Origin of the sequence: Pseudomonas sp. ICBG1301 (assembly GCF_016918385.1) — a bacterium.
Taxonomy (GTDB): Bacteria; Pseudomonadota; Gammaproteobacteria; order Pseudomonadales; family Pseudomonadaceae; genus Aquipseudomonas; species Aquipseudomonas palleroniana.
On the sequence record NZ_JAEKGB010000006.1, the window covers coordinates 134542 to 148374 of the forward strand.

At 59.9% G+C, this 13833-nt stretch carries 14 protein-coding genes; all 14 read left to right on the forward strand.

Features of this window, described 5'->3' with window-relative positions; translation table 11 throughout:
- Positions 1-45: 45 nt before the first annotated feature.
- Complete coding sequence (gene hscA / locus JBE38_RS15960) at positions 46-1908, forward strand: Fe-S protein assembly chaperone HscA (protein WP_205344650.1); 1863 nt, start codon at positions 46-48, stop codon at positions 1906-1908.
- 3 nt (positions 1909-1911) lie between these two features.
- Positions 1912-2253: an ISC system 2Fe-2S type ferredoxin gene (gene fdx / locus JBE38_RS15965; RefSeq protein WP_032890689.1), complete on the forward strand. Its 342-nt coding sequence runs from the start codon at positions 1912-1914 to the stop codon at positions 2251-2253.
- Between the two features lie 14 nt (positions 2254-2267).
- Entirely contained in the window at positions 2268-2468 is a 201-nt protein-coding gene (iscX, locus tag JBE38_RS15970) for a Fe-S cluster assembly protein IscX (RefSeq protein ID WP_060754320.1), read from the forward strand.
- A 91-nt stretch (positions 2469-2559) separates the two neighbouring features.
- Entirely contained in the window at positions 2560-2985 is a 426-nt protein-coding gene (gene ndk / locus JBE38_RS15975) for a nucleoside-diphosphate kinase (RefSeq protein ID WP_060754319.1), read from the forward strand.
- 29 nt (positions 2986-3014) lie between these two features.
- Positions 3015-4163, forward strand: a complete 1149-nt coding sequence (gene rlmN / locus JBE38_RS15980; protein ID WP_205344651.1) for a 23S rRNA (adenine(2503)-C(2))-methyltransferase RlmN — start codon at positions 3015-3017, stop codon at positions 4161-4163.
- A 12-nt stretch (positions 4164-4175) separates the two neighbouring features.
- Entirely contained in the window at positions 4176-4931 is a 756-nt protein-coding gene (gene pilW, locus JBE38_RS15985) for a type IV pilus biogenesis/stability protein PilW (RefSeq protein WP_205344652.1), read from the forward strand.
- Between the two features lie 2 nt (positions 4932-4933).
- Positions 4934-5935 carry a RodZ domain-containing protein gene (locus JBE38_RS15990; protein WP_090368716.1) on the forward strand — a complete coding sequence of 334 codons (1002 nt, stop codon included), beginning with the start codon at positions 4934-4936 and terminating at the stop codon, positions 5933-5935.
- Between the two features lie 2 nt (positions 5936-5937).
- A complete protein-coding gene (ispG, locus tag JBE38_RS15995; protein ID WP_060754315.1) occupies positions 5938-7047 on the forward strand; it encodes a flavodoxin-dependent (E)-4-hydroxy-3-methylbut-2-enyl-diphosphate synthase in 1110 nt (369 codons plus the stop codon).
- A 21-nt stretch (positions 7048-7068) separates the two neighbouring features.
- Positions 7069-8358, forward strand: a complete 1290-nt coding sequence (hisS, locus tag JBE38_RS16000; protein ID WP_090368718.1) for a histidine--tRNA ligase — start codon at positions 7069-7071, stop codon at positions 8356-8358.
- A 40-nt stretch (positions 8359-8398) separates the two neighbouring features.
- Positions 8399-9040, forward strand: coding sequence for a YfgM family protein (locus JBE38_RS16005; RefSeq protein ID WP_060754313.1), 642 nt, complete (start codon positions 8399-8401; stop codon positions 9038-9040).
- Entirely contained in the window at positions 9033-10184 is a 1152-nt protein-coding gene (gene bamB / locus JBE38_RS16010; RefSeq protein ID WP_090368721.1) for an outer membrane protein assembly factor BamB, read from the forward strand. The genes JBE38_RS16005 and bamB overlap by 8 nt, the downstream gene beginning before the upstream one ends.
- A 132-nt stretch (positions 10185-10316) precedes the next feature.
- Positions 10317-11786 (forward strand): ribosome biogenesis GTPase Der, encoded by a 1470-nt coding sequence (gene der, locus JBE38_RS16015; RefSeq protein WP_205344653.1) that lies wholly within the window; start codon positions 10317-10319, stop codon positions 11784-11786.
- A 115-nt stretch (positions 11787-11901) separates the two neighbouring features.
- On the forward strand, positions 11902-13050 hold the full coding sequence (locus tag JBE38_RS16020) for a pyridoxal phosphate-dependent aminotransferase (RefSeq protein WP_205344654.1): 1149 nt from the start codon (positions 11902-11904) through the stop codon (positions 13048-13050).
- Positions 13038-13829 carry an amidohydrolase gene (locus JBE38_RS16025; RefSeq protein WP_205344655.1) on the forward strand — a complete coding sequence of 264 codons (792 nt, stop codon included), beginning with the start codon at positions 13038-13040 and terminating at the stop codon, positions 13827-13829. Before JBE38_RS16020 ends, JBE38_RS16025 begins: the two co-directional genes overlap by 13 nt.
- The last annotated feature ends 4 nt before the right edge of the window (positions 13830-13833 follow it).

A 13833-nucleotide genomic window follows, 5' to 3' on the forward strand; every position in this document is an offset into this window, starting at 1 on the left:
GCTGCCCGTGTCGCACGCCTGATAGACAGATAAGACCTGATTACCATGGCTCTACTGCAGATCGCCGAACCCGGCCAAAGCCCTCAACCGCACCAGCGTCGCCTGGCGGTCGGGATTGACCTGGGCACCACCAATTCCCTGGTTGCTGCCTTGCGCAGCGGCCTGTCCGAGCCGCTGCCCGACGCTGACGGCCAGGTTATCCTGCCGTCCGCCGTGCGCTACCACGCCGATCGCACCGAAGTCGGTGAGTCGGCCAAGTTGGCAGCGTCTACCGATCCTTTGAATACCGTGCTGTCGGTCAAGCGCTTGATGGGTCGTGGTCTGTCCGACGTCAAGCAATTGGGCGACCAGCTGCCTTACCGCTTTGTCGGCGGCGAGTCGCACATGCCGTTCATCGACACCGTGCAGGGCCCGAAAAGTCCTGTGGAGGTGTCGGCCGATATCCTCAAGGTGCTGCGCCAGCGCGCGGAACACACCTTGGGCGGCGAACTGGTCGGTGCGGTGATCACGGTTCCTGCTTATTTCGATGACGCCCAGCGCCAGGCCACCAAGGATGCGGCCAAGCTCGCCGGCCTGAACGTGCTGCGCCTGCTCAACGAACCGACCGCTGCGGCTGTGGCCTATGGCCTGGACCAGCACGCCGAGGGCCTGGTTGCGATCTATGACCTGGGCGGCGGCACCTTTGATATCTCGATCCTGCGCCTGACCGGCGGTGTCTTCGAAGTGCTGGCCACCGGTGGCGACAGCGCCCTGGGTGGCGATGACTTCGATCACGCTATCGCTGGCTGGATCATCACCAATGCCGGTTTGTCCGCCGATCTGGACCCGGGCGCCCAGCGCAACCTGCTGCAAGCTGCCTGCGCGGCCAAGGAAGCGCTGACGGATGCGGCCTCTGTGCAAGTGTCCTACGGCGACTGGTCGGCCGAGCTGACTCGCGAAGCCTTCGATGCGTTGATCGAGCCCATGGTGGCCCGTAGCTTGAAAGCCTGCCGTCGTGCGGTGCGTGACTCCGGTGTCGAGCTTGAAGACGTCGGTGCGGTGGTGATGGTTGGCGGTTCTACCCGTGTGCCGCGTGTCCGCGAAGCGGTAGCCGAGGCTTTTGGTCGTCAGCCGTTGACTGAAATCGACCCGGACCAGGTCGTCGCTATCGGCGCAGCGATCCAGGCCGACACGTTGGCGGGTAACAAGCGTGACGGCGGCGAACTGCTGTTGCTTGACGTGATTCCGCTGTCCCTGGGGCTGGAAACCATGGGTGGCCTGATGGAGAAGGTGATTCCACGCAACACCACCATCCCGGTCGCCCGCGCTCAAGACTTCACCACTTACAAAGATGGCCAGACGGCCATGATGATTCATGTGCTGCAAGGCGAGCGCGAGCTTATAAGCGACTGCCGCTCCCTGGCGCGCTTTGAATTGCGCGGTATTCTGGCAATGGTGGCGGGTGCGGCGAAGATTCGCGTGACCTTCCAGGTCGACGCCGACGGCTTGCTGAATGTGGCTGCGCGTGAGCTGGGGTCGGGGGTTGAAGCCAGTATCCAGGTCAAGCCGTCCTACGGCCTGACTGACGGCGAAATCGCCAAGATGCTCAAGGATTCGTTCCAGTATGCCGGTGATGACAAGGTCGCCCGTGTCTTGCGTGAGCAGCAGGTGGATGCCCAGCGTCTGCTCGAAGCGGTGCAGGGTGCCCTCGATGCGGATGGCGAACGCCTGCTGGATGCCGAAGAGCGCATGGTCATCGACCTGCAGATGCAGGAATTGGCCGAACTGATGAAAGGCACCGATGGGTACGCCATCGAGCAACAGACCAAGCGCTTGTCGCAAGTGACCGATGCTTTTGCCGCCCGCCGCATGGATCAGACGGTGAAAGCCGCACTGGCCGGGCGCAACCTGAATGAAATCGAGGAATAACTAATGCCGCAGGTCATTTTTCTGCCACACGCCGAGCATTGCCCGGACGGTATGGTCGTGGAGGCTGAGACCGGCAAGTCCATCCTCGAAGTTGCCCATGACAACCACATCGAGATCGAGAGTGCCTGTGGCGGTGTCTGCGCCTGCACCACCTGCCACTGCATCATCCGCGAGGGTTTCAACTCCCTTGAAGAAGCCGATGAGCTGGAAGAAGACTTTCTTGATCGTGCGTGGGGCCTTGAGGCGCAATCGCGCCTAAGCTGTCAGGCAAAGGTCGGGACTGAAGACATCACTGTCGAAATTCCGAAGTATTCGCTCAACCATGCGGCCGAAGCGCCGCATTGATTCAAGGAAATGTCATGAGCCTGAAATGGGTTGATGTACAAGAAATCGCCATTCTGCTGGCTGATGGTTATCCGGATCTGGACCCTTATTCGCTGAACTTTGTCGCTTTGCGTGACATGGTCATGGCTTTGCCGGGGTTTGAGGATGAGCGGGACCGTGGCGGCGAAAAGGTCCTGGAAGCTATCCAGACCGCCTGGAAAGAAGAACAGGACTGACGCCTTCCTCACGCAGTTAGGCAATACCCAATAACCCGCGTATAATTCGCGGGTTTAATTTTTCGTAAATTACCGTTTCTGGAGTTACACCATGGCTGTTCAACGTACTTTCTCCATCATCAAGCCTGACGCTGTTGCAAAAAACGTCATCGGCGAGATCACCACTCGTTTCGAAAAAGCCGGCCTGAAGGTTGTAGCTTCGAAACTCAAGCAACTGTCCAAGGCTGAAGCTGAAGGCTTCTACGCTGAGCACAGTGCTCGTGGTTTCTTCGGCGACCTGGTTGCCTTCATGATCTCCGGTCCTGTTGTTGTTCAGGTTCTGGAAGGTGAAAACGCTATCGCTCTGAACCGTGAGCTGATGGGCGCTACCAACCCTAAAGAAGCCGCTGCCGGCACCATCCGTGCTGACTTCGCCGAGTCCATCGACGCCAACGCTGTTCACGGTTCGGACTCCGAAGCCGCTGCTGCTCGCGAAATCGCTTACTTTTTCGCTGCTACTGAAGTAACCGCTCGCTAAGCATCGGCTTAAAGAGTGAGGGTGAATCCATGACTACATCGACTGTTAAAACCAACCTGCTGGGGCTGACTCAACAGGAAATGGAAAAATTCTTCGACTCAATCGGGGAGAAGCGTTTCCGTGCCGGTCAGGTAATGAAGTGGATTCACCACTTTGGCGTCGACGATTTCGATGCCATGACGAACGTCAGCAAGGCCCTGCGCGACAAGCTCAAGGCCATTGCCGAAGTCCGTGGTCCTGAAGTGGTCAGCGAGGACATCTCCAGCGACGGCACCCGCAAGTGGGTGGTGCGCGTGGCGTCCGGCAGCTGCGTCGAGACCGTCTACATTCCCCAGGGCAAACGCGGCACTTTGTGCGTTTCGTCCCAGGCAGGCTGTGCCCTGGACTGCAGTTTCTGCTCCACCGGCAAGCAAGGCTTCAATAGCAACCTCACCGCCGCCGAAGTCATCGGCCAGGTGTGGATTGCCAACAAATCCTTTGGCAGCGTCCCGGCGACCGTCGACCGTGCCATCACCAACGTGGTGATGATGGGCATGGGTGAGCCGCTGCTGAACTTCGACAACGTTGTTTCGGCCATGCACCTGATGATGGACGACCTGGGCTACGGCATCTCCAAGCGCCGTGTGACCCTGTCGACCTCCGGCGTGGTACCGATGATCGATGAGCTGTCCAAGCACATCGACGTCTCCCTGGCGTTGTCGCTGCACGCACCCAATGACGCATTGCGTAACCAATTGGTGCCGATCAACAAGAAGTATCCGCTTAAGATGCTGCTCGAATCTTGCCAGCGCTACATGTCGTCCTTGGGCGAAAAGCGCGTGCTGACCATCGAGTACACCTTGCTCAAAGACATCAACGACAAGGTTGAACACGCGGTCGAGATGATCGAGTTGCTCAAGAACATCCCGTGCAAGATCAACCTGATTCCGTTTAACCCGTTTCCTCATTCTGGCTACGAACGGCCGAGCAACAACGCCATCCGTCGTTTCCAGGATCAACTGCACCAGGCCGGTTACAACGTCACCGTACGCACCACGCGTGGCGAAGACATCGACGCCGCCTGTGGCCAATTGGTAGGGCAGGTGATGGACCGCACCCGCCGCAGCGAGCGTTACATCGCGGTGCGTGAATTGAACGCCGCCGACGATTTGCCGCAAATTGTTGTGAATCGAATCTGAGAGAGGATCTCTATGCCCTTGCGCCTTGCGCTGCTCTTGCTTGTTGCCGGCCTGGTGGCCGGTTGTGTTTCATCGGGCCATGAGCGCCCGTTGCAGACCGGTAAAGGCCGTGATGAGGCGCGAGTTGCCTATGTGCAATTGGGCTTGGGTTACCTGCGCCAAGGCATGAGCGAGCAGGCCAAGGTGCCCTTGAAAAAGGCCCTTGAACTGGACGGTGGCGATGCCGACGCGAATGCCGCCCTGGCCCTGGTGTTCCAGGCCCAGGCCGAGCCTGAATTGGCCGAGCAGTATTTTCTCAAGGCCCTGGCCTCCCGACCTGCTGACCCACGGTTGCTGAACAATTACGGCAGCTTCCTGTTCGAGCAGAAACGCTATGACCAGGCCGCAAGTTATTTCCAGCAGGCATCCGCCGATACCCTTTACCCGGAGCGGTCGCGGGTATTCGAGAACCTGGGCGTCACTTCGGTGCGTCTCGGTCAGCGCGACAGTGCCCGCCAGCAACTGGAAAAAGCCCTGCATTTGAATAGTCGCCAGCCACGGGCCTTGCTCGAAATGGCTGAGTTGTCTTACGAAGACAGGCATTATGTGCCGGCACGTGACTATTACGAGCGCTTTAGCCTGCTCAGCGGGCAAAATGCACGTAGTCTATTGCTCGGTGTGCGCTTGGCGACGGTTCATGACGAACCTGATACCGCCGCACGTTTTGGCCAGCAACTCGAACGACTCTATCCCGGTACGCCGGAATATCAGCAATACCTGTCGGAGTAATGATGAAAGCGGCGCCCCCGGAAGTTGTAGCAGCTAATCGCGTAAACCCAGGCGAGACCTTGCGTCAGGCCCGCGAAAGCAATGGCTGGTCGCTGGCAGAAGTGGCCCTCAAGCTCAATTTGACCAGCACGTCCCTGGCCAACCTGGAGGCCGGCGCGTTCGACAAGTTGCCGGGGCATACCTTCGCCCGCGGCTATATCCGTGCCTACGCCAAGTTGCTGGGCATCGACCAGGCCGTGCTGGTCCAGGAATTCGACCAGTTCACCGGTACCGACTCCCAGGGCAGCAATGTCCATGGCCTGGGGCGTATCGAAGAGCCCGTGCGTGTATCCCACACCATTTTGCGTATTGTCAGCCTGTTGCTGCTGGTCGCCGTGATCGGCGGTGGTTTCGTCTGGTGGCAGGACCAGACCTCCCAGCGCAACAAGGATTTGACCAGTAACGCCCTGGAGCACGTCGAAGTCGAAAGTGCTGACGGCACCACCCAGATTCATCCGTTGGATGAGCCGGAAGACCAGGCCGTTACCGAAGCCCAGGCTGCGCCTCAAGCGCCGGCTGTCGCCGATCAGCCGGCCCAGCAAGAGCAAACCCCGCCTGCTGCGACGGCGGCCGTACCGACGCCAGCCGTACCTGCTGCGCCTGCCGCTCCAGCTGCCCAGGCTCATGTGCCGGTCGCACCGGTGCCGGCCCCAGCCGCCTCCGTGCCGGTTACTCCATCTGCTCCGGCGATTTCCGCGCCGACCACGCCTGCGTTGATCGCCGGCGATGGCCACGTCCAGATTACCTTCATCGCTGACTGCTGGACGCAAGTCACCGATGGCAATGGCAAAGTGCTGTTTAGCGGTCTGAAGCGTAAGGGAGATACGCTCGACCAAGGCGGCAAGCCTCCTTTGACGCTGCGTCTGGGCTATGCCCGTGGCGCGCAAGTGGCCTACAACGGCCAGCCTGTGGACGTGGCGCCGTTCACCAGTGGCGAGACTGCTCGCCTCAAGTTGGGACAATAGTCATGCACGGCGAATCTCCAATCAAACGTCGCGTATCGCGCAAGATCTGGGTCGGCTCGGTGCCGGTGGGTGGTGATGCCCCCATCGCGGTACAAAGCATGACCAACAGCGACACCAACGATGTGGCTGCCACCGTTGCCCAGATCAACCGTCTGGAAGCCGCCGGCGTCGACATCGTGCGGGTTTCCGTGCCGGATATGGACGCTGCCGAAGCGTTCGGCCGCATCAAGCAGTTGGTCAAGGTGCCCTTGGTCGCCGACATTCACTTCGACTACAGGATCGCCTTGCGCGTCGCCGAGCTGGGCGTGGACTGCCTGCGCATCAACCCGGGCAACATCGGTCGCGAAGACCGGGTGCGTGCGGTGGTGGATGCGGCCCGTGACCGTGGCATTCCGATCCGTATCGGCGTCAACGCCGGTTCGCTGGAAAAAGACCTGCAAAAGAAATACGGCGAGCCTACCCCGGCGGCGCTGGTTGAATCGGCGTTGCGCCACGTTGAACACCTCGAGCGCCTGAATTTCCAGGACTTCAAGGTCAGCGTAAAGGCCTCCGACGTATTCATGGCGGTCGAAGCCTACCGCTTGCTGGCCAAGGAAATCGTGCAGCCGTTGCACCTGGGTATCACTGAAGCGGGCGGTTTGCGTTCAGGCACAGTGAAATCTGCGGTGGGTCTCGGTATGCTGCTCGCCGAAGGGATTGGCGATACTATCCGCATCTCCCTGGCGGCAGACCCGGTAGAGGAAGTGAAGGTCGGTTACGACATTCTCAAATCCCTGCATTTGCGCTCCCGTGGCATCAACTTCATTGCCTGCCCGAGCTGCTCGCGGCAGAACTTCGACGTGGTGAAAACCATGAACGATCTTGAAGGGCGCCTCGAAGACCTGCTGGTGCCGCTGGATGTTGCGGTGATCGGTTGTGTGGTCAACGGCCCCGGTGAAGCCAAAGAGGCGCACATCGGTTTGACCGGTGGCACACCGAACCTGATCTACATCGACGGCAAGCCGGCGCAGAAGTTGACGAATGACAATCTGGTGGATGAGCTTGAAAGGCTGATCCGCGAGAAAGCGGCCGAGAAGGTCGCGGCTGACGCAGCGCTGATCGCGCGCGGCTAAGAACGAATTTAAGGATTAGATGTGAGCAAGTCTCTGCAAGCCATCCGTGGCATGAACGACATCCTGCCGGAGCAGACGCCACTGTGGCGTTACTTCGAGAGCACGGTCGCGCGTCTGTTGGATAACTACGGTTACAAGCAGATCCGCATGCCGATCGTCGAGTTTACCGAGCTGTTCAAGCGCTCCATCGGTGAAGTAACCGACATCGTTGAAAAAGAGATGTACACCTTTGAAGACCGCAATGGCGACTCCCTGACCCTGCGTCCGGAAGGTACCGCCGCGTGCGTGCGCGCCGTGCTCGAACATGGCATCACCGGTGGTGGCCAGACCCAGAAGCTCTGGTACATCGGCCCGATGTTCCGCCACGAGCGTCCACAGAAAGGGCGTTATCGCCAGTTCCACCAGATCGGGTGCGAAGTCTTCAACCTGGACGGCCCGGACATCGACGCCGAGCTGATCGTGCTGACCTGGCGCCTGTGGGGCCAGTTGGGCATCCGCGATGCGGTCAAGCTCGAACTCAACAGCCTGGGCACCAGCGAATCCCGCGGCCGCTATCGCGAAGCCCTGGTCGAGTACCTGTCCGCTCACCTGGACAAGTTGGATGAAGACAGCCAGCGCCGCCTGAAAACCAACCCGTTGCGCGTACTGGATACCAAGAACGCCGACACCCAGGCCGTACTGGTCGACGCGCCGAAAATGGCCGACTACCTGGACGACGAGTCCCGTGCGCACTTCGAGGGCCTCAAGGCTCGCCTGGATGCCGCCGGTATTCCCTACGTGATCAACCCGAAACTGGTTCGCGGCCTCGATTACTACAGCAAGACCGTGTTCGAGTGGGTCACCGACAAGCTTGGCGCCCAAGGCACCGTGTGTGCCGGTGGTCGCTACGACGGCCTGGTTGAGCAGATGGGCGGCAAGCCGACTACGGGCGTGGGTTTCGCCATGGGTATCGAGCGGCTGATCCTGCTGCTGGAAACCCTGGAGCAGATCCCTGAAGAGATTTCCCGTCAGGTGGACGTGTACCTGTGCGCCTTTGGCGAGGCCGCCGAACTGGCGGCCCTGGCCTTGAGCGAAAAAGTACGCGACCAACTGCCGAACCTGCGCCTGCAGATCAATGCCGGTGCCGGCAGCTTCAAGAGCCAGTTCAAGAAGGCTGACAAGAGCGGTGCACTGTATGCGCTGATCCTCGGCGATGACGAGCTGGCCCAGCAAGTGATAGGTTTCAAACCCCTGCGTGGCCAGGGCGAACAACAAAACATTGCCTTTGATGCGCTCGCCGCGCACTTGGCCACCTGCGTCGTGCAGGGTTGAGCTGTCGAACAGCCGAATTTAGCGATTAAGGAGTATTGGGGTGTCGAGTACTGATGATGAGCAACTGGCCGAGTTCAAGGACTGGTGGCAGCGTAACGGCAAGCCCCTGGTTACTGGCGGTCTGCTGGCGTTAGTGGTGGTGTTCGGCTGGCAAGCCTGGCACAAGTATCAGGCCAACCAGTCCCAAGGCGCCTCGATCCTCTATCAGCAATTGCTGGAAACCACGCTGACCCCGAATGGCAAGCCTGACCCGGCGCAGGTTGCCGACCTGGCCGGCAAGCTGAAAAGCGAATTTGGCGGTAGCACCTACGCCCAGTACGGTAGCCTGTTCGTCGCGAAAGTCGCGGTCGACACCGGCAAGCTGGATGATGCAGCCGTTGAGCTGAAGGCTATCGCCGACAAGCCGACCAACCCGACCCTGGGTGAGATCGCACGTCAGCGCCTGGCACAGGTATTGGCGGCACAGAACAAGGCTGACGAAGCACTCAAACTGCTCGACGGCGATGCTGACAAGGCATTTGTGGCCACTCGTGAAGAGCTCAAGGGCGACCTGTTGGTCCAATTGGGTCGTACCGACGAAGCCCATGCTGCGTACCAAAAAGCCAAGGCCGCGCTGTCTGATGAAGCGGCGGTCGGTGGCTTACAAATCAAGCTGGACGACTTGGCCAAAGGGGATGCGTGACGTGATCCGTTGGAAACATGCAGCATTGCTGGCTCTGGCCGTTCTGGCCGCGGGTTGCAGCAGCAACAGCAAAAAAGAACTGCCTCCGGCCGAGCTGACCAGCTTCAAGGAAGAAGTGGTCCTGCAAAAGCAGTGGAGCCGCTCCGTCGGTGACGGCCAGGGTGATCTCTACAACCTGTTGCAGCCGGCAATCGACGGCGACAACATTGTGGCCACTGACTCCACTGGCGTCGTTATGTCCATGGACCGCATGAACGGCGACGTCAAATGGAAGAAAGACCTCGACCTGCCGGTTTCCGGTGGTGTGGGCGTCGGCTACGGCATGGTGTTGATCGGTACGCTCAAAGGCGAAGTGGTCGCCCTGGACTCGAGCAACGGTGAAGAGAAATGGCGCGCTCGCGTGACCAGTGAAGTCCTCGCCGCGCCTGCCACCAACGGCGATATCGTCGTGGTGCAGACCCAGGATGACCGTCTGATTGGCCTGGATGCCGCCACCGGCAACCAGCGCTGGTTGTATGACAGCACCCCGGCGGTGTTGACCTTGCGCGGTACCAGTGGTCCGATTGTGACCAATAACCTGGCCGTTGCGGGCCTGTCCACCGGTAAAGTGGTCGCCCTGGATACCCAGAACGGCGTGCCGGCCTGGGAAACCCGTGTTGCCATCCCGCAAGGTCGCTCCGAGCTGGATCGCGTGGTCGACATCGACGGCGGCTTGCTGCTGTCGGGCGAGACGATCTACGTGGCCACTTATCAGGGGCGCGTTGCTGCGCTGGACCTGCAAAGCGGCCGGATCAACTGGCAGCGTGATGCTTCCAGCTACGCCGGTGTCGCCCAAGGTTTTGGCAGCGTCTACGTAAGCCTGGCGTCCGGCACCGTTGAAAGTGTCGACGAGCGTTCCACTACTGCACTTTGGAGCAATGACTCGCTGGCTCGCCGTCAACTGTCGGCGCCGGAAGTGTTCTCCAGCTACGTGGCGGTAGGTGACTTCGAAGGTTACCTGCATCTGCTGAGCCAGGTGGATGGTCGTTTTGTCGGCCGCGAGCGTATCGACAGCGACGGCCTGCGTGTTCGTCCGTTGGTCGTGGGTAACATGCTTTATGTGTACGGCAACAGCGGCAAGCTGGAAGCCCTGACCATCAAGTAAGAACTATGCTTGGGGCTAGCCCCTCAAGCAGCTTCACCTGTAGGAGCTAGCAAGCTCGCCCCTACAGTCGAGCACCAGCCGCTGCCTTGCAGCGGCTTTTGTATTTTCTGAAATAACGAAGTGGAGAGCCGCATGGTTCCCGTAATCGCCCTGGTGGGCCGACCTAACGTCGGCAAGTCCACCTTGTTCAACCGCCTGACCAGGACTCGCGACGCCATCGTCGGCGACTTGTCCGGTCTGACCCGTGATCGCCAATACGGTGAGGCAAAGTGGCAAGGGCGCTCCTACATTATTGTCGACACCGGTGGTATTTCCGGTGACGAGCATGGCATGGACGAAAAAATGGCCGAGCAGTCGCTGCTCGCCATCGAAGAAGCCGATGTCGTGTTGTTCCTGGTGGATGCCCGTGCGGGCTATACCGCTGCCGACCAGATGATTGGCGAGCACCTGCGCAAGCGCAACAAGCGTTCCTATGTGGTCGCCAACAAGATCGACAACATCGATCCTGAGTTGGCCCGTGCCGAATTCAGCCCGATGGGCCTGGGTGATGCGATCCCGATCGCCGGTGCCCACGGTCGTGGCATCAGCCAGATGCTGGAAATTGCCCTGAGCAGTTTCCCCAAGGATGATGTCGAGGAAGAAGAGGGTGAGGGAGAGATCGTCGCCGAAGGTGAGGAAGCCAAGCGCATTCCAGGCCCGAGCGAGAAAGACGGTATCAAGATCGCCATCATCGGCCGTCCGAACGTCGGCAAGTCGACACTGGTCAACCGCATGCTCGGTGAAGACCGGGTTATCGTGTACGACCAACCCGGCACCACCCGCGACAGCATCTACATCCCGTTCGAACGTAACGAGGAAAAGTACACGCTGATCGACACCGCCGGTGTGCGCAAGCGCGGCAAGATCCACGAGGAAGTTGAAAAGTTCTCCGTGGTGAAAACCCTGCAGGCCATCAAGGACGCCAACGTGGTGATCTTTGTGATGGACGCCCGCGAAGGCGTGGTAGACCACGACCTCAACCTGCTGGGCTTTGCCCTGGAGGCCGGTCGCGCACTGGTCATCGCGATCAACAAGTGGGACGGCATGACGCCGAGCGAGCGCGATTTCGTCAAGACCGAGCTGCAGCGTCGCCTGTTCTTCGTCGAGTTCGCCGATATCCACTTTATCTCGGCACTGCACGGCACCGGCGTGGGCAACCTCTACGCGTCCGTACAGAACTCGTTCAGGTCTGCGGTCACCCGCTGGCCCACAAGTCGCCTGACCCAGATCCTGGAAGACGCCGTTGGCGAGCACGCGCCGCCGATGGTCAACAACCGCCGGATCAAACTGCGTTACGCCCACTTGGGCGGTGCCAACCCGCCGATTATCGTGATCCACGGTAACCAGATCGAGAAGGTGCCGAAGTCCTATGTGCGTTACCTGGAAAACACCTACCGTCGTGTCTTGAAGCTGGTCGGTACGCCGATCCGTATCGAGTTCAAAGGTGGCGAGAACCCATACGAAGGCAACAAGAACACCTTGACTGACCGTCAGGTGAACAAGAAGCGTCGTTTGATGAGCCACCATAAGAAGGCCGACAAGAAGCGCCGCGATAAGCGCTGATTTCGATCTTGCAAAAAGGGCTCTTGATGAGCCCTTTTTTGTGCGCGGTGGTTTGTGCCTTGACCCGATGCAACCAGCAGCTTAAAACTTGAGGCTTACCTGCAGGGGCCTTTCGATGATCACCAGCAAGCTGCCGAATGTCGGCACGACCATTTTCACCACTATGTCGCAACTCGCTGCCGAAACCGGCGCGCTCAATCTGTCCCAAGGGTTTCCGGACTTCAACGGCCCCCAGGGTTTGCTCGACGCGGTGGGCAAGCACATCGCCCTGGGCCACAACCAATATGCGCCAATGACCGGCCTGCCGGTGCTGCGTCAGCAGGTGGCCGCCAAGATCGCCCGCAGTTATGGCGCCACGGTCAATACTGACACTGAGGTGACCATCACACCCGGCGCCACCGAGGCGATTTTCTGCGCGATCCAGGCGGTGATTCGCCAGGGTGATGAAGTCATCGTGTTCGACCCTTGCTACGACAGCTACGAGCCCTCCGTCGAACTCGCCGGCGGTCGGTGCATCCATGTGCAGTTGAGCCTGCAAGGTTTTGCCCTGGATTTTGAAAAGATCAAGGCTGCACTTTCGCCGCGCACGCGCATGATTATCCTCAACACCCCGCACAACCCTACTGGCGCATTGATCAGTCGTGCCGAGCTGGACCAGTTGGCCGAACTGATCCGCGACCGTGATATTTATCTGGTCAGTGATGAGGTTTACGAACACCTGGTATTCGATGGCGTGCCCCACGTCAGCGTATTGGCCCATGCAGAGCTGTACTCGCGTGCGTTCGTGGTCAGTTCTTTTGGCAAGACCTACCACGTCACCGGCTGGAAAACCGGCTACGTCGTCGCGCCACCGGCCCTGACGACCGAACTGCGCAAGGTGCATCAATATGTCAACTTCTGCGGAGTGACCCCGCTGCAGTATGCTTTGGCCGACTTCATGGCCGAACATCCGGAGCACGTCGACGAACTGCCGGCGTTCTATCAAGCCAAGCGTGATCTGTTCTGCGACCTGCTGGCCCCGTCGCGCTTGAGCTTTACCCGGGTGAGCGGTACTTACTTTCAACTGGTGGATTACTCGCAGATTCGCCCGGACCTGGATGACGTCGCCATGTCACTGTGGATGACCCGCGAACACGGTGTGGCGACCATCCCGGTCTCGGTGTTCTATCAGCAGCCACCCCAAGGCCAGCGCCTGGTGCGCCTGTGCTTTGCCAAACGCGAGGAGACGCTGCGACAAGCGGCCGAAAAACTATGCGTGATCTGAGTACATTGCCGAATCTGAATATTGCCCTGGTCCAGACCCACTTGGCCTGGCATGACCGCCAGGCCAACCTTGAACACTTCGAGCTGTTGCTGGAGCAGGCGACAGGGGCTGATCTGATCGTGTTGCCGGAGATGTTCACCACCGGCTTTTCGATGGAGTCGGCCACGCTCGCCGAGCCGGAACACGGGCCTACCCATCAATGGCTTAAGGCCCAGGCCGCGAAGCACAACGCGGTGATCACCGGCAGCGTCATCATCCAGGCGGCTGACGGCAGCCACCGCAACCGCCTGCTGTGGGCGCGCCCGGATGGCGAGGTGCTGCATTACGATAAACGCCACCTGTTCCGTATGGCGGGTGAGCACGACCACTACACGCCGGGCGAGCGCCAGGTACAGTTTGAATTGAAAGGCTGGCGTATTCGCCCGCTGATTTGCTACGACCTGCGCTTCCCGGTATGGAGCCGCGACGCCCAGGACACCGATCTGCTGCTGTACACCGCCAACTGGCCGGGTGCCCGCCGTCTGCATTGGAACCGCCTGCTGCCGGCGCGAGCCATCGAAAACCTGTGTTACGTGGCTGCAGTGAACCGGGTGGGCACCGATGGCAAAGGCTTTGCCTATACCGGTGACAGCCAGGTGCTGGATTTCCAGGGCGAGACCTTGCTGAGTGCCGGCGAGGCGGATGGGGTGTTCCAGGTGTGCCTGGTCGCGGCGGAGCTGGCGGATTATCGCACTCGGTTCCCAGCGAACCTGGATGCCGATAGCTTTCAGTTTGTCTGATCGG